The sequence below is a fragment of the Thermoanaerobacterium thermosaccharolyticum DSM 571 genome (assembly GCF_000145615.1).
Taxonomy (GTDB): Bacteria; Bacillota; Thermoanaerobacteria; order Thermoanaerobacterales; family Thermoanaerobacteraceae; genus Thermoanaerobacterium; species Thermoanaerobacterium thermosaccharolyticum.
Genome location: NC_014410.1, coordinates 1,981,233 through 1,996,527 on the forward strand (window position 1 = coordinate 1,981,233; position 15,295 = coordinate 1,996,527).

The following is a 15,295-nucleotide window of genomic DNA, read 5'->3' on the forward strand; positions in this document are numbered from 1 at the left end:
AATACATGATAGACCTCAGAGCCTGTAGCATAAAAAACAAGAACATTTTTAATTCTGAAGACTTGCCAATCTGTTTACGACAGTATTATATACATATTTAAATTCTTTCACTTTCAATAAGTACATCATTAATGCATATATAGCCGCTCCAACAATAACTATCAGCATTGTAAACAACAACTCTAACTTAAATCCAACCATATATTTTGATAAGTAATTATTCATTATAAATACCGCCACACTCATGACCAGTGATGAAAGTATTAATTTTGCACCAGTAGATATCATGTCATGGCCACCAAAAGATCCCATCTTTTTTCTAAAATCTTTCATTAACAGTACAGCACATATTGCTGCAGATGCAGATGAACCTATTGCAAGTCCTGCAATACCTATATATTTAACTAATATTATGCTGATCAATATATTTACTGCAATACCCAATATACTATTTACCATCGGTGTTTTAGTGTCATTAGTGGAGTAAAAAGACACGTTAAACACATCTCTTATTCCGTAAAAGATCATTCCTATAGAAAGATATAATAATGCAATTGCTGTTATCTCTACACTGTAAGTATTAAATTTGCCGTGTTTAAATAATATATCAATTATATGGTATCTTAAAATCATGATACCTAAAGTTACAGGAATCATTATCATATTTATATTATTTATAGCCTTTACCATGTGTGATTTCATGCCTTCATAATCTCCAGTGCTTCCTTCCCTTGACAAGGTAGGAAATATAACTGTAACGACAGATGTAGCAAACGTCCCATAAAATGCGCCTGTAAGCAAGCTGGCATAGCTAAAAGCAGTGATATTTCCATTTGGTAATCCTGATGCCAATCTTGTGTTTATTATAATATTTATCTGATTGACAGACAAGCCTACTATGACAGGGCTTATAAGCTTCAACATCCTTAATATGCGTGGATCTTTAAAATCTATTTTAAAGCTGTATCTGTACTTATTTTTAATAAGCCATGGTATCTGATTTACTACTTGCAGTCCAAATGCTACAGTCGTATAAATAGTAAGTCCTACTATACCACCGTATTTTGCGAAAAATAGCATAAATACTATAGGTGGAATATCTATCAAAATACCATTTAAAGCAGGTGCAGTAAAATCGTTAAGCGTCTGAAGAATAGCTGTAAAACCCGCTGACATGCTTAGAAATAGCATATTTACAATGCTTATTTTCGTCAAACTAACAGCCAACTTAAACTTCTCACCTGTAAAATTTGATGCCATTAATTTTACCAACATTGGCGAAAATATCCAAGCTATAATAAATATGGCAAAAGAGAACAAAAATAAAATATTCATTATATTATTGGCAAAATCAAACATTTCATCTTTGCCACGCTTCGCGTACGTCTCATTTAAAAGTGGTATAAAAGCAGTAGAAACTGCAACACCTATTATAGAGTAAAGTACTGTAGGAATATTGAGTGAAACTGTGTATGCGTCTGTAGCCCATGTGGTTCCAAATACTTTACCTTGTACAGTATTTTTTAAAAGCCCTGCGAATTTCCCCAAAATCGTTATAAATGCCACAATACTTGCTGATTTAAATAATTTCTTATTGCTCATATAATCTCCATTCCATCTTTTGATTTTCTATGATTTATTCTTCAAACTCACCATGACAATTTTATATTTTACATCCTAATCAATTTTTAAGCAATATATTAAATTCTAGAAAAAACAATATACATTCATCTCAATACTTCCTTTTTATAGGAATCGTAAAATTTTTTAGTTATTAAACCCTTTTTTAATAAACATGGCGTATCAAGACCGTTTGGACAATGTTACCATCAAATTAGTTTTCCTAATCTTATCTTATCCACAATATCACTCCCGTAGATTATTTAAATAATAAAAAAATCAAAGTATTAATCATATTTTACACTCTCATAGTATTTTAAACAACAAAGATATAACCGCTCTTTTTCAATTAAGAACGGTTATAAATATATTTAAGAAAATATAAGATTGTAATACTTTTGGATTTTATCTTCTAAAATATCCATACTGATAAACCTCGCTTCTCTTATAACTTCTTTCCCTTCTATAAAAGCAAGCACCGTTGGAACGGTAAAAATGGAAAATTCTGAAGACACAGCAGGCAGTTCGTCAATTGAAACATGTGCACTAGATATTTCAGGATAATCTAAAAGCATCTTCTCAATCTTCGGCAACAATGTTGTACAAATACCGCAATCATTTGTCGAAAAATACAATAATACTATTTTTTCATCACTAATTAATTTCTTTATATCATCAATATTGTTTAATTTCTGCAATCTTTTATACCTCCATTTAAAAATATTGTTTTATGCTTTCATATAAACATTGAAATACTTTAAACATATCTTCATAAACTTTATGATTCGTATCACTAGGTTTGTATTCTTTCGTCAACAACACCATTTTTAGTTTATGCCAAAGAAAGCCCCTTTTGCATTTGCATTCAATATGGAGCTCTTTCTCCGAGAATATAAGGCAGGAATAATAATTCCAAAGAACCTGCAGGTACTTCAGAAACTTTTTCAATTACATAATCGTAAATGTCTATTGAGAGCTTCTTAGCCATTTCCACTTCATCAGATGCAAAATTATCTATAAACCATCTAAAAGCAACACCTCCATTATTGACTGCCCCTCCAACTACATAGTGGTTCTCCGTCAATACGTAGCTAAATACCCTCTCTTTTTCATCGCACTTAAGCTTGTCAGACATTATTCTAATAGCTCCGCTTGTGCCAATCGTAACTGCTGCATTTCCTGGTTTTATAGCATTTACGCCTAAATTTGAAAGACAGCCATCGCTGGCGCCTATTACAAATGGCGTCTTACTATCTATATTCATATAATAAGCATACTCTGATTTTAGATTTTTTACAATATATGTAGCTGGAACAGGACTAGATAGCCTTTCTTCATTAATACCAACTACATCAAGAGATTGTTTGTTCCATTTCATATTGTATATATTAAAAAGTCCTGTCGCAGAAGCTATCGAATAATATATGTAATATTTACCAAACAATTTGTAAAAAACATATTCTTTTATTGATATAAATTTATATGCGTTATCAAATACAGAACTCAGATTTTCCTTCAGCCATAAAAGCTTTATAAAAGGGGACATTGGATGTATTGGCGTACCAGTGGACATATAGATTTCATGCCCCACAGTATTCTTAATCATATCTGCATATTCCCAGCTCCTGGTGTCAGCCCATATAATACATTTTGTTAGTGGTATACCATTTTTATCAACCGCTATCAAGCTGTGCATTGCAGCACTAAAACTTACACCTAAAAGACTATTGCCTTCATTTTTCTTAACTACATCTTTAATCGTATTTAATACCGCTCTAAATATTTCCTCAGGATCCTGCTCACTCCAAGATGGTTTTGGATTCAATATCGGATACCCTATACTGCTTTTTGCTATTAATCTACCATTTAAATCAAATGCTACAGCTTTTGTACTGGTAGTACCAATATCAACACCTATAATATAATCCATCTTACCATATCCTTTAACATAGTTATCAAATCATTTTGTTTTTTAATACTTATCATATAAAGTATTTTATCATAATTGTGTTGTTTTTTTGTTATAAAATTGTAATAGAAGTGTTTTTATGAATTAAAGCATAACTTTGTTAAAAATAATCGTTATAGCAATTATAGCAATCTTAATAAGTATATATTGTGTTTAAGGGATTAGTTTCTGGAATAGCATTTATTATTTTTTTACTTATATTTTCGAAAACCACTAAAAAGAAATTTATGCAAGAAGGAATAAAATATTTGCTATATTTATTTTCCATTTATCTCATTGTATATATAATCTCATATGTTGTAGTAGATAAAATTATGAATTTCTTCTGAACTCTTTTATATACAAAATCTTAAAATATTAAAATTTAATCAAAAATGGTGATATAATATTACATGTAAAATTATACTAGGAGGGATTCAAATGCCACTACCACCATTCTTATCATCACTTGATAAGAACGATCCTGAATTTGCAAAAGCAATAGAAAAAGTATATTCTTCTGCAATGGGTCCAGGTGCGTTAGATCAAAAAACAAAATTATTAATAGCATTAGCTATTGATGCAACACATGGTGCAAATCTAGGAGTTGAAAACATATCAAATCAACTGATAAATATGGGGGTTACTGATGAAGAAATAGCAGAAGCTATTCGTATAGCTTATTTTGCATCCGGAAATACTATATTATCCTCATATTTTTCAGCTTTCAAAAAATAACAGCTAAAAATAAAACAGGAGCTGAATGATTTTATTCAGCTTCCTTCCTCATTATTAGTTTATGTTACTTCATTAAGGCTTGACTTGATTTTTTAGGCAAATCAAAATTATTTATCTTAATTGTGAGGTGCTCATTCTATGGATAACAATAAGGAAAAGTTAATACACTCTTACATCAAAATAGACAAGAAGCAAAAGACAGACTAAGAGCTCAAAATGACTACGAAGTCAATTTAAAGGCAGAATTAATCATAGAAGACCCTCACACAAAAGCCGATAAGATTATAGAAAATCAAGAAAAAATATTAAAGCTTTTAGAAGATAAAAATAAATCATTATCCTAAATCAATTGATGATTAGGCGTAAAGAAGCGGGTGTATGATAAAAGGGCTACTGAGAAACATGCTATTGCTGTTGTTGATGTCATCATGAATGTAACCATCATCTGATATTTAACAGCATCTATAGGATCAACACCACCTAAGATTAGACCAGTCATCATCCCTGGCAGCTGCACAATACCAAGAGTTTTCATACTGTCTATCGTGGGCATCATTCCTGTTTTGATAGCTGTTTTTATTATTTTCTGGGATGCTTGTCTTGAATTAGCCCCCAGTGAAAGATACGTCTCAATTTCATGTCTTCTATTTTTCATCTCATCTTTAAGCCTTGACACTGTTAGTCCAGACGAAACCATTGCATTCCCTATTATCATACCTGAGACTGGTATCACTTCTTGTGGTCTAAAATGTATGCTGCCAAATAATATTAGTGCAGTAAGTGTAATAGCAGCGCCAAATGCAATAGATATTGTTATATAATAAAATACGTATGGTATTCCTCTTCCTCTTTTTGCTGCATTATTTCCTGCCACAATAATCATTACAATTACCATCGCAAGTGTAAAAAATATATTATTGGCGCTAAAAATATAATGAAGAATGTATCCAACAATTGTAAGCTGTAAAACCGCTCTTACAGTGCCAATGACTACTTCTTTTTCAACACCAAGTTTTTGATAATATGAAATGAAAATCGATACCAATACAAGACTTGATGACAATATAAGCGACAATACACTCATTCAGCTTCCTCCTTTGTCAATTTTCCATCAATGAAGAGTTTCGTTACATCAAATTTAGGATTTAAGAAAAAATTTCTTGTCTCTCCGTATTCAACTAATCGTCCTTTATTTATAAAGATAGTATAATCGCCAACGCGTTTTGCTTGTTCCATATTATGTGTAATCCAAATAAATGTAAGATTTAATTTGTTTTTTAAATCAATTACAAGCTCCTCAATCACTTGTGTAGATGCCGGATCAAGCGCAGACGTCGGTTCATCTAGCAGCAACACTTCTGGTTCATTTGCAAGTGTCCTTGCTATAGAAATTCTCTGTGCTTCACCACCAGATAAGTCATCGACTTTTTTCTTACTATAACTTTTATCAAGCCCAACTATTTTTAAATAGTATTCCACATCAACGTCTCTCTTTCCTTTAAGCATAGGTCCATATTTAATGTTGTCTTCAACAGTCCCCTCAAAAAGATATGGCTGCTGAAAAACCATCCCAATCTTTCGCCTAAGCTGTATTATGTCATAATTCATTATATCGTTTCCATCTATCAATATTTTGCCTTCAGTCGGGTCTATAAGCCTATTTATTAATTTTATCAAAGTAGACTTGCCAGCACCTGACGGTCCTATAATTGTGTATATATGACCCATATATATTTCCAGTGTTATATCCTTCAAAATTACATCATCAGAATCGCTAAAACTTACATCTATAAACTTTATCTCCTTCATTTTCGCACCTCACAAAAATCGTACACATCATTTATTTCATAATAAACGATGCAGACTTTAAAATCATCCTTCTTTATAAATCTTCATCATATTGTATATTGTAATACATACCGGAAATACTTTCCATAAGGTAATTTGCGATTCTTTCTCTCTCAATTTTATATGATCTATTAGGATCATATACTTTCTTTTTACCTATGAATATCCTGTTCTGATTTTTCAGGGAAAATAAGTATGTTATTCCCTTCTTTTAATCTATCCAAAGTCAATAAGATCGTATCAATGCAAAAAATCTGACGTGATTTGACACAAATATAAAAAAATAAAAGCCATGAAAGGCTTGATATCGCTTGATTAAATATGGAGGCGGCATCCAGATTCGAACTGGAGATAAAGGTTTTGCAGACCTCTGCCTTACCACTTGGCTATGCCGCCAAATTATGGAGCGGACAACGAGACTCGAACTCGCGACCCTCACCTTGGCAAGGTGATGCTCTACCAACTGAGCTATGTCCGCATATCTTTATGGTGCCTCGAAGTGGAATCGAACCACTGACACAGGGATTTTCAGTCCCTTGCTCTACCGACTGAGCTATCGAGGCTAATTTTAAATTATATGGCGACCCAAAAGGGGCTCGAACCCTCGACCTCCAGCGTGACAGGCTGGCGCTCTAACCAACTGAGCTATTGGGCCATAATGGTGGTCGCAATAGGGCTCGAACCTATGACCCCCTGCTTGTAAGGCAGGTGCTCTCCCAGCTGAGCTATACGACCAATTTCCGTGACAAGTATTAGTATACATAAAAAACTCTAATTCGTCAATATCCTTTTTTAAAATTTTTTCAGCAGTCTAGATAAAAAGCAACTACATCATTATTTACAATCTACTAATATAATTAAAAACCCTAACATCTCTGTTAGGGTTAAATTTCTCTTTAAGAAACCTTTTTAACATTTGCAGCCTGTGGCCCTTTTTCTGCCTCAACGATATCAAACTCAACTTCCTGTCCTTCCTCTAATGTCTTAAAACCATCTTGTTCAATCGCTGAGTAGTGTACGAATACATCTGAACCTCCTTCTCTTTCTATGAAGCCATAACCTTTCTCAGCATTGAACCATTTAACTTTACCTCTTACCATTATATCTTCCTCCAAACATGATAAATAATTTACCTATTAATAATAGCACTCAAGCATATACATTGTCAAATGTATTTTAATTTTTTGCTATTTTTAGATATGCTAAAATAGTGCTTAATGCTTCACTAGCGGATTCCCTTATCACTACATCAGCTCTTCTGTCTTCTGGCGTTTCTGATTTATTGATAATTATAAGGTGCTTTACTAATCCAGGAAGAAAATTTACCGGCGATACCGTCAGTGAAGAACCTATTACAACCATTAAGTCGCTGCTTTCCGCCTCACGCCAAGCCCTCTCAAAATCCTCCGGCATTGGGTCTCCAAACATCACTACATCAGGCCTTAAAATACCATTGCATTTGTCGCATTTAGGCGGTATCTCATTTTTCTCAACTTTTGAATTTAGTAAATCAATCGAAACTACCTCACCACAGTTTATGCAGCTTCCAGTCCTTGTCTGCCCATGAACTTCAAATACCTTGTGAGATCCAGCCTTTTGATGCAAGTTGTCTATGTTTTGGGTTATTACTCCAGATATCAAACCTTCTTGTTCTAATTGAGCTAAAATATAGTGGGCTTTATTTGGTTTCGCATCTTTCATAGATAAAAGAATTTTAAAGCCGTTATTGTAGAATTTAATAGGATCATTGTACAATACTCTTGTAGACAAAGCCTCCATGGGGTCCATCTTTTCCCACAGCCCAGTTCCCGGACTTCTAAAATCAGGGATCCCGCTTTCAGTTGATATACCTGCACCTGTTAACACAATCGTCTTTTTAGATTTTTCAATTAATTCTGCAGCTTTCTCATAAATATTTTCTTTTGCATTCATTGTCATCACCTCTCAAATACAAGTATATCACTTAAGTGCGGTTTTGCATCACAAAGTTATATTTTTTTTCTCTTTTTGACAATTGCACCAATCTTGCCAGTTTCTTGAGCAGTTAAATTTGACCAGCCTACTTTATATACTTTTTCCAACAATCCTAATTCTTTTGCGGCTTCGAGTTTAAGTTTATCATTCATTCTATCAACTCCTATCAACTTTTCCGAATTCATCGATAGATACTCTTTTTACTGTCGATGCATCAATGATATAATTCATGTTGCCAAATATATAAATTGGCTCGATTTTTCCTTCATTGCTGTAAATATAGTACAGAATCGGCTTTTTATCTAAAAATATATTTTTTACCACATTTTTATCTACAATTTTTTTACAAGGCTTTTCTGCATCATCCCAAATTATAGAGACATTTATTATTTTACCATCTTTGTCTGTTTTAATTCTTAAATAATTATCCATCACTATTGCATTATTGTAAATTCGGTAAAATAAATACGTCTTTTCATTGCCATATATTGCAGGATTTTTTATTAGTGCAAGACTATATGTCTTTTCACTAAAAATTCCTTTAACATAATCAATAACTCTATCTATATCACCTTCAGTATCAAACAATCCATCATTGTTGGAAATGTCTATATTTTCGCTAATTACTTTTCCACTTTCTTCATCAACAGCTACGCTTGCATTGGCGATTAAATTTCCTTCTGTTCGATTCATATTGAATGCATATGCGGTTTTCCCCGTTAAAAAATATTTGTCTATTTTTTTGCTATTTAAAATGTTTAAATCATTAATTTTTAGATTCGAAATTTCCTTTTTTGCAATTTCCAACGCTTCCTCATAGGACACTATTTTATCGAAACTTTTTAATTCTGTTGAATTGCCTTTTATATAAATAATGTCATTATAAAGTTCGTCTCCATTATAGTCTATAGCCTCACCATTTATGGCATCTATTCCTAAAAAGTTATAATCGACGTTAAATATATAGTACAATCCGTATTTTGGAAAATCACTATCATTATTTTTTAAGTATACGAGAACGGGATCAAACTTCTCTTTAAAAATTTTTGCCGCTTCATTTGCATCCAACATTTCCCTTTCTTTATTATATAAAGATTCATCTAACCATTTTGCTTTTAACTTCAATATATCTCCGCTTTTAGAGTCGATATATACATACGCATTAGAATTGTAAACTAGCACATTAGATATTGTATTTTTAAACAATAATTTATAAATTGTGGGCTTTTTTAAAGCGTCATCAAGATATGTTTCATCTTTAATAGTTGATATGTATGCAAATTTCTCATTAAACAAATTTTCAAGCAATCTCCTGCCCGTAGTTATTGCATCATCCGCACTTATATTTGATTCTAAACTTTCTCCTAAAGAATAGCTTAACGGATCAACATAATAATCAACACTTGTTATAATGCCATTATTTATTAATACATTAAGAGTTTTGTATATTTCATTATCGGCTTTCATATTAATGCTTAACGAACCATCATTATTTTTTTTGATGCTCTCTAATGACATATCTTTTACAAAAGGCATTTTCTCTTTTATAAGATTTAAATATCTATCGGCATAATACTCTGAAGTATACTCAGATAAACTAAATGCAAAGGAATTTGAGCTAAATGTAATGATTAACGCCAATAACAAAGATATCATATTTTTCTTAAGCATACATAGAATACCTCCCTATTAGAAATTATTTCCATATATAGTATTCTATGTATTTTTTTAAAATCCTTTTTTCTAATTAAAAAATCCGGAAATAATCCGGACTTTTTTATTTTTAAAGAGCAACAACTTCCTTTACTTCAGGTAGCTCCTCTTTTATTGCTCTTTCTATTCCTTCTTTTAACGTCATAACTGCAAACGGACATCCGCCGCAAGCTCCAGTCAATTTAACTTGAACAACACCATCATCAGTAACGTCAATGAGTTCAACATCTCCGCCGTCTGCTTGAAGAGAAGGTCTTAAAAGATTTAAAACTTCTTCTACTCTTTCTTTCACAATATACCCTCCTTTATCTAAATCTAAATCTATTATACCACGAAACTTTAAAAAAAGAAATAAATCATGTTTATGAATACGTTTTTGTAATTGATATATTTTTTCTTATAATAATTTTTATTTTAACTGTTTAAGTGGTATCATATATTTGAAAGGAGATGTTATTATGTTATTTACACCATTAAAAATTAAAAGCGTAACAATAAAAAACAGGATTATGATGTCGCCAATGTGCCAATATTCTGCAGATACAGATGGATTGGCAAATAATTGGCATTTTGTCCATTATGTGACTAGAGCTATAGGCGGTGTAGGTTTGATTATGATGGAAGCCACAGCAGTTGAAAGCAGAGGAAGGATTACTGATAATGACTTGGGGCTGTGGAATGATGAACAAATAGAGCCACTTAAAAAAATTGTAGATGAATGTAAAAAGCACGGTGCTACAGTTGGAATACAACTGGCACATGCAGGCAGGAAGTCAGAAGTAACTGATGAAACGCCGGTAGCACCTTCAGCGATGAATTGGAGCGACGAATATAAACTCCCACATGAACTTACAAAAGATGAAATCAAAGATATAACTATTAAATTCAAAGATGCAGCAAAGAGAGCTCTTAAAGCTGGATTTGATATAATTGAAATACATGCCGCCCATGGATATCTCATACATGAATTTTTGTCTCCTCTTTCCAACAAAAGAAATGACGAATATGGCGGTTCTGTTGATAATAGAGTGCGAATACTTAAAGAAGTCATAAAATCTGTAAAAGAAGTATGGCCAGATAATAAGCCGATATTTGTAAGGGTGTCTGCTGATGATTATATTAGCGGCGGAATAAATATTGATGAGATGATAAATATTCTATCACACATAAAAGACCAAGATGTAGATTTGATAGACGTCAGCACCGGCGGACTTTTAAATGCAAAAATCGACTTGTATCCTGGTTATCAAGTAAAATACTCAGAAAGAATAAAAGAAGAATTGGGGTTTAAAACAGCCGCAGTTGGTCTTATAACAAAAGCAGAAATGGCAGAACAACTCCTTAAAGATGAAAAGGCTGATTTAATAGCTCTTGGAAGGGAGCTTCTTAGGAATCCGTATTGGCCTCTATACGCAGCTCACGACCTAAAAGAAGATATTAAATGGCCAAAGCAATATGAAAGAGGCAAATTCAGAGTTTAGCGACCAGCTCCACCTCCGCCAGTAGAACCACCACCAAAACTTCCTCCACTGCCGCCGAAACCGCCTCCTCCAAAGCCACTTCCTCCAGAGCCACCAAAACCTCCAAAGCCGCCGCCAAATCCTCCACCAAATCCTCCGGGGCCGCCGCCCCACCACCAATTGCGACGGAAAGAAGAAAAAATAAGTATTAAAATTATAAAAATTACAACTGAAATTATACCTTTAACTTTATCATTATTATCCGTATTTGGCTGAGGATATTCGTTTGTATCGACATTTTTTAAATCTATATTATACTCTTTGGCAACTAATGATGCAATTGCCTTGTATCCATCCACAATACCGCCAGAATAATCTTTGTTATCCCACTTTGGCAGCACATAATCATCCAGCACTCTCCCTGCTACAGAGTCAGGTATGGCACCTTCTAGTCCATAACCTACAGATATGAATACTTTTCCGCTTAATCCTTTTAGAAGTCTTTTTTTATCCACTAAAAGCAGTACACCGTTGTTTTTGTCTTTCTGACCAATCCCCCAGCTTCTAAATAAATTTAGTGCATAGTCAGAAATTTGATAATTTCCGATGTCGTTAACAGTTACAACGATAATTTGAGCACCGCTTAAATCTTCTATTTCCTTTCCTATGCTTCTAATTGTCTCAATATCACTTTGATTCATGAGCTTTGCATAATCGTAGACATAGTCGTATTGTGAAGGCTTCGGAGGTATTGATGCTGCAAAAATCTCAGTAAATATCAATAGAAATAAAATTGACAGCAAAAAGACTTTTCCATATTTTATCACTATTTAACCTCCCTATTTTGAAAAGTCCACTTTTGGAACTTCTGATGCTGAGGCTTGCGCCTTGAAGTACTGCTTTTCTGTAAAGCCAAACATCCTGGCGATAATCACATTTGGAAACTGCCTAATACTTGTATTGTACTGCTGTACAGCGTTGTTGTAGTCCATTCTTGCAACAGCAATCCTGTTTTCTGTACCAGCTAGCTCATCACTTAGCTGCCTAAAATTCTGATCCGCTTTTAATGTAGGATAATTTTCTGATATGGCAAGCAATCTTCCAAGTGCAGTACCAAGTTCATCATTAGCATTTGCCTTTTCCTGCACCGTATTTGCAGACAAGAGCTTTTCTCTTGCCTTATTTACACTGTCAAATACAGCTTGTTCATGTGCTGCATATCCTTTAACTGTTTCAACAAGATTTGGTATTAAATCTGCTCTCCTTTGTAGTTGGTTGTCAATCTGGCTCCATTTGCTATTGACATTTTCTTGCTGACTGACAAGAGAATTGTAGCTTGCAAAAAAATATGCCACAAATATCACGACAACAGCTAATATTGCAAGTAAAATAACTGATGATCTCTTCATATTTGCTCTCCTTTCAATGATTTATATTTAACATTATATATTATTTATATGTTTTTATCTACAAAAATGATGAGGCAATATACCTCATTTATTCGCTATTTTTTTGCTAACTATGTCTGCAACAGCTTCTAAAAAATTCCTATCATCGTCGTCGAATGCGCTTTTTTCATCACTGTCTATGTCAATTTCGCCTATTATTTCATCACCTACACGAATAGGTACGACTATTTCAGACTTTGTTTCTATACTGCAGGCAAGGTAATTTTCCTCCTTTGTAACATCATCAACCACGATAGTAGAATTTTCTGCAACTGCTCTGCCGCATATTCCCTGACCAACTTTTATTTTTACGTGTTCCGTTGGCCTTCCTATATATGGTCCAAGCTGAAGAAGCCCATCTTGCATAAAGTAAAAGCCTGTCCAGTTGTAGTACGGTACATTACTATCTAGTATTTTCACTACCTCATGATAAAAATAGTCTAAGTCATCTATTTCTCTTGATGCTTTTTCTACCATTGGTAGCAATCTTTCGAAAATGACTTTTTTATCCACTAAAATCATCCTTCCTTAATTTCTTTGTCTGTTATATAAAAAACCCGCATAAAGCAGGTTAGAAACTCAACTTTTTATTTTCTGGATCGTTTATGACACGTCTCATCATCCAATATGCCAATATTAGTATGAATGGTGTAGCTATCTGAGTCAAAGTGAAAAAGCCAATTCCAAGATGTTTGTTTAAATAAACAGGTAAAAACAAAGGATTGTCCCTTACCGTTTCTTCGATTAATCCTCTCATAAGCTGATAATAAAATATAAATGACCAAAACTGGTACCCATAAGGCATGTGCTTTCTCTCAATGTAAAAATACCGTATTAAAAGTATAAGTCCCATGGCTACGCCAACTAACTGTGCAGGCCATCTTCCAAAGGCAAAATCCGTCTGTCTTCCCAATACTTCCTGATTGAATATATTTCCTATCCTGACCAACATATTTCCTATAGCCAGTCCAATAACGGCATAGTCTTCCAATGGATTTATCCTGACATTTTTCTTGCGACAATAATAAAGGCCTGCAAGAAACCCGCCTAATACTGCTCCATGCCATGAAAGACCGCCTTCATAGATCTTTAAAATTTGTATAGGGTCCTTGTAGAACCAGTCTATGTCGTTTGCCAATACAAACATCAATCTTGCGCCGACGATTCCCGATATAACTACAATCATCAGTAGATTCAACAAAAAATCTTCATCGTAATTCAGCTCTTTCGATTTTACGTACAAATAATAGGCACCTGCAGCTATCGATATGGCCATAAATATTCCATACCAATGTACAGCAATAGGTCCTATTTTAAAAGCATACGGGTTAATAGATGGTATATACATAACTAACCTCCAAATATGTTTATTTGCTGTAATTCGATTATATTATTCTTTTTATATTAAGTCAACGTTTTATTGCCTTTTTACAAAAACAAGGTGGCTTTATACCACCCTGCCTTTATTTTGCTCCTATCTTTTTTGATATGGTATCCCAGAATGACGGTGTCTCAAAACCTATTCTCCATATACATATTCCATGTATTCCGTATTTTTTTGCAACATCGATTTTTTCTCCCATAGTAGTAGAGTTTTCAAACCACACTTGCCTCGTTACACCATAAGTACTATCGTAGTATGTGTAGTATGGTTCTTGGTAAGTGTCGCTCCACTGTATATTTACACCCTTTTGTTGAGCATTTTGAAGTATTGCTTTAGTTGGCACAGAAAAGCCTCCTGACTTATTAGCAGGCCAGTCATAGCCATACGTTGCAACACCGAGGCATATCTGACTTGGTTTAAACCCCTCATTCAAAGCATCCTTAACATTGGTTTCAACCCACTGTTCAGGCGACACCGGCCCCGGTGGTGACGACGCATTATGCCTATCATAAGTCATCAATGTCACATGATCCACTAGTGGAGCTAACTTATGGTAATCATATATTCCTGATATCTCAGGTGAAACCTGATAGTGCGGTATTACAGACATATCCAGAATTTTCCCTTCTTTTTTCATCATCATTCTAAAAGTGCCCATAAATGCTGTAAGATAATCTTTATCCTGAACATAGTTTTTTGTTCCATGAGGTATGAATTCAAAATCTATATTATATCCGTCGAAACCATGCTTTCTCAATAGGCTTATAAGCTCATTCATTGTCTCAGTCTTAACTTTCGAATCAGTCAACACGGAGTCTTTGCTGTCAGCCACGTTTACAAGTGGTATCACTTTTAGCCCATTTTTCTTAGCAAAGCTTAGCGCCTTTGGATTAGTGGAATCTTTCACTGTACCATCGCCTTGAACAGTTAGCCATAATGGTGACAAAGTGTCCATGTATTTCGCATATTTAACAAGTGAATTGTATGAATTATCGTAACCTGGCGAATCCATATAAAATCCTACAACATTTAAACTTTTCTTTGCAGTAAGCGGCTTTTTTACAGAGCTTTTACATCCTGCCATTGAAATGGATGTAATCACAATGACAAGCATCAAACAGAATGAAAAAATCTTCTTGGTACTTTTCATAAGATATAACCT

The 15,295-nt window shown here is 33.7% G+C and carries 17 protein-coding genes, 5 tRNA genes and 1 pseudogene; 3 read left to right on the forward strand and 20 right to left on the reverse strand.

The features are described 5' to 3' along the window. Nucleotides 1-48: 48 nt before the first annotated feature. The 3 genes from murJ to TTHE_RS09850 form a co-directional block, all read right to left on the reverse strand. A complete protein-coding gene (murJ, locus tag TTHE_RS09840) occupies nt 49-1,602 on the reverse strand; it encodes a murein biosynthesis integral membrane protein MurJ (protein ID WP_013298435.1) in 1,554 nt (517 codons plus the stop codon). Nucleotides 1,603-1,991: 389 nt separating this feature from the next. Then, nucleotides 1,992-2,318 (reverse strand): thioredoxin family protein, encoded by a 327-nt coding sequence (locus TTHE_RS09845; protein ID WP_013298436.1) that lies wholly within the window; start codon nt 2,316-2,318, stop codon nt 1,992-1,994. A 167-nt stretch (nt 2,319-2,485) separates the two neighbouring features. Then, nucleotides 2,486-3,550, reverse strand: a complete 1,065-nt coding sequence (locus tag TTHE_RS09850) for a gluconokinase (RefSeq protein WP_013298437.1) — start codon at nt 3,548-3,550, stop codon at nt 2,486-2,488. A 459-nt stretch (nt 3,551-4,009) separates the two neighbouring features. Between TTHE_RS09850 and TTHE_RS09855 the strand changes: the two genes are divergently transcribed. Next, nucleotides 4,010-4,306, forward strand: coding sequence for a carboxymuconolactone decarboxylase family protein (locus tag TTHE_RS09855; protein WP_013298438.1), 297 nt, complete (start codon nt 4,010-4,012; stop codon nt 4,304-4,306). A gap of 179 nt (nt 4,307-4,485) precedes the next feature. After that, nucleotides 4,486-4,650, forward strand: a pseudogene (locus tag TTHE_RS14015) (DUF1003 domain-containing protein); the annotation flags it as partial. Here the strand turns inward: TTHE_RS14015 and TTHE_RS09860 are convergent. From TTHE_RS09860 to TTHE_RS09915, 12 genes are all read right to left on the reverse strand, one after another. Continuing rightward, a complete protein-coding gene (locus TTHE_RS09860) occupies nt 4,647-5,390 on the reverse strand; it encodes an ABC transporter permease (RefSeq protein ID WP_013298439.1) in 744 nt (247 codons plus the stop codon). The pseudogene TTHE_RS14015 and the gene TTHE_RS09860 sit on opposite strands and share 4 nt — an antisense overlap. Further along, the gene (locus tag TTHE_RS09865; protein ID WP_013298440.1) at nt 5,387-6,115 is read right to left on the reverse strand and encodes an ABC transporter ATP-binding protein; all 729 of its coding nucleotides are present in this window, start codon (nt 6,113-6,115) and stop codon (nt 5,387-5,389) included. Before TTHE_RS09865 ends, TTHE_RS09860 begins: the two co-directional genes overlap by 4 nt. 361 nt (nt 6,116-6,476) lie before the next feature. Next, nucleotides 6,477-6,550 (reverse strand) — tRNA-Cys (locus TTHE_RS09870). A 6-nt stretch (nt 6,551-6,556) separates the two neighbouring features. Next, nucleotides 6,557-6,632 (reverse strand) — tRNA-Gly (locus TTHE_RS09875). 9 nt (nt 6,633-6,641) lie between these two features. Then, a tRNA-Phe gene (locus tag TTHE_RS09880) sits at nt 6,642-6,717 on the reverse strand. A gap of 15 nt (nt 6,718-6,732) precedes the next feature. Further along, nucleotides 6,733-6,809: transfer RNA gene (locus tag TTHE_RS09885), tRNA-Asp, on the reverse strand. A 4-nt stretch (nt 6,810-6,813) separates the two neighbouring features. Continuing rightward, nucleotides 6,814-6,889: transfer RNA gene (locus TTHE_RS09890), tRNA-Val, on the reverse strand. Between the two features lie 161 nt (nt 6,890-7,050). Further along, nucleotides 7,051-7,254, reverse strand: coding sequence for a cold-shock protein (locus TTHE_RS09895; protein ID WP_013298441.1), 204 nt, complete (start codon nt 7,252-7,254; stop codon nt 7,051-7,053). A gap of 76 nt (nt 7,255-7,330) precedes the next feature. Next, nucleotides 7,331-8,086, reverse strand: a complete 756-nt coding sequence (locus tag TTHE_RS09900; RefSeq protein WP_013298442.1) for an SIR2 family NAD-dependent protein deacylase — start codon at nt 8,084-8,086, stop codon at nt 7,331-7,333. A gap of 56 nt (nt 8,087-8,142) precedes the next feature. Continuing rightward, a complete protein-coding gene (locus TTHE_RS09905) occupies nt 8,143-8,280 on the reverse strand; it encodes an alpha/beta-type small acid-soluble spore protein (protein ID WP_041587466.1) in 138 nt (45 codons plus the stop codon). Nucleotides 8,281-8,284: 4 nt separating this feature from the next. Further along, nucleotides 8,285-9,799 (reverse strand): hypothetical protein, encoded by a 1,515-nt coding sequence (locus tag TTHE_RS09910; protein ID WP_013298444.1) that lies wholly within the window; start codon nt 9,797-9,799, stop codon nt 8,285-8,287. A gap of 112 nt (nt 9,800-9,911) precedes the next feature. Continuing rightward, entirely contained in the window at nt 9,912-10,133 is a 222-nt protein-coding gene (locus TTHE_RS09915; RefSeq protein ID WP_013298445.1) for a NifU family protein, read from the reverse strand. 166 nt (nt 10,134-10,299) lie between these two features. Between TTHE_RS09915 and namA the strand changes: the two genes are divergently transcribed. Continuing rightward, a complete protein-coding gene (gene namA, locus TTHE_RS09920) occupies nt 10,300-11,322 on the forward strand; it encodes an NADPH dehydrogenase NamA (RefSeq protein ID WP_013298446.1) in 1,023 nt (340 codons plus the stop codon). Here namA and TTHE_RS09925 read toward each other — a convergent pair. From TTHE_RS09925 to TTHE_RS09945, 5 genes are all read right to left on the reverse strand, one after another. After that, the gene (locus tag TTHE_RS09925) at nt 11,319-12,128 is read right to left on the reverse strand and encodes a TPM domain-containing protein (RefSeq protein WP_013298447.1); all 810 of its coding nucleotides are present in this window, start codon (nt 12,126-12,128) and stop codon (nt 11,319-11,321) included. The genes namA and TTHE_RS09925 overlap by 4 nt on opposite strands. 12 nt (nt 12,129-12,140) lie before the next feature. Then, nucleotides 12,141-12,710: a LemA family protein gene (locus tag TTHE_RS09930; protein ID WP_013298448.1), complete on the reverse strand. Its 570-nt coding sequence runs from the start codon at nt 12,708-12,710 to the stop codon at nt 12,141-12,143. A gap of 84 nt (nt 12,711-12,794) precedes the next feature. Then, the gene (locus TTHE_RS09935) at nt 12,795-13,271 is read right to left on the reverse strand and encodes a GAF domain-containing protein (RefSeq protein ID WP_416318196.1); all 477 of its coding nucleotides are present in this window, start codon (nt 13,269-13,271) and stop codon (nt 12,795-12,797) included. Nucleotides 13,272-13,320: 49 nt separating this feature from the next. Continuing rightward, a complete protein-coding gene (locus TTHE_RS09940) occupies nt 13,321-14,097 on the reverse strand; it encodes a prolipoprotein diacylglyceryl transferase (protein WP_013298450.1) in 777 nt (258 codons plus the stop codon). A gap of 115 nt (nt 14,098-14,212) precedes the next feature. Further along, nucleotides 14,213-15,283 carry a glycosyl hydrolase family 18 protein gene (locus TTHE_RS09945; RefSeq protein ID WP_013298451.1) on the reverse strand — a complete coding sequence of 357 codons (1,071 nt, stop codon included), beginning with the start codon at nt 15,281-15,283 and terminating at the stop codon, nt 14,213-14,215. Nucleotides 15,284-15,295 lie beyond the last annotated feature (12 nt).

Bases quoted from the DNA above. Each gene is read 5' to 3' on its own strand.
- murJ (WP_013298435.1), bottom strand. From the start codon at position 1,602: ATGAGCAATAAGAAATTATTTAAATCAGCAAGTATTGTGGCATTTATA.
- TTHE_RS09850 (WP_013298437.1), bottom strand. From the start codon at position 3,550: ATGGATTATATTATAGGTGTTGATATTGGTACTACCAGTACAAAAGCT.
- TTHE_RS09855 (WP_013298438.1), top strand. From the start codon at position 4,010: ATGCCACTACCACCATTCTTATCATCACTTGATAAGAACGATCCTGAA.
- TTHE_RS09860 (WP_013298439.1), bottom strand. From the start codon at position 5,390: ATGAGTGTATTGTCGCTTATATTGTCATCAAGTCTTGTATTGGTATCG.
- TTHE_RS09865 (WP_013298440.1), bottom strand. From the start codon at position 6,115: ATGAAGGAGATAAAGTTTATAGATGTAAGTTTTAGCGATTCTGATGAT.
- TTHE_RS09895 (WP_013298441.1), bottom strand. From the start codon at position 7,254: ATGGTAAGAGGTAAAGTTAAATGGTTCAATGCTGAGAAAGGTTATGGC.
- TTHE_RS09900 (WP_013298442.1), bottom strand. From the start codon at position 8,086: ATGAATGCAAAAGAAAATATTTATGAGAAAGCTGCAGAATTAATTGAA.
- TTHE_RS09905 (WP_041587466.1), bottom strand. From the start codon at position 8,280: ATGAATGATAAACTTAAACTCGAAGCCGCAAAAGAATTAGGATTGTTG.
- TTHE_RS09910 (WP_013298444.1), bottom strand. From the start codon at position 9,799: ATGCTTAAGAAAAATATGATATCTTTGTTATTGGCGTTAATCATTACA.
- namA (WP_013298446.1), top strand. From the start codon at position 10,300: ATGTTATTTACACCATTAAAAATTAAAAGCGTAACAATAAAAAACAGG.
- TTHE_RS09930 (WP_013298448.1), bottom strand. From the start codon at position 12,710: ATGAAGAGATCATCAGTTATTTTACTTGCAATATTAGCTGTTGTCGTG.
- TTHE_RS09935 (WP_416318196.1), bottom strand. From the start codon at position 13,271: ATGATTTTAGTGGATAAAAAAGTCATTTTCGAAAGATTGCTACCAATG.
- TTHE_RS09940 (WP_013298450.1), bottom strand. From the start codon at position 14,097: ATGTATATACCATCTATTAACCCGTATGCTTTTAAAATAGGACCTATT.
- TTHE_RS09945 (WP_013298451.1), bottom strand. From the start codon at position 15,283: ATGAAAAGTACCAAGAAGATTTTTTCATTCTGTTTGATGCTTGTCATT.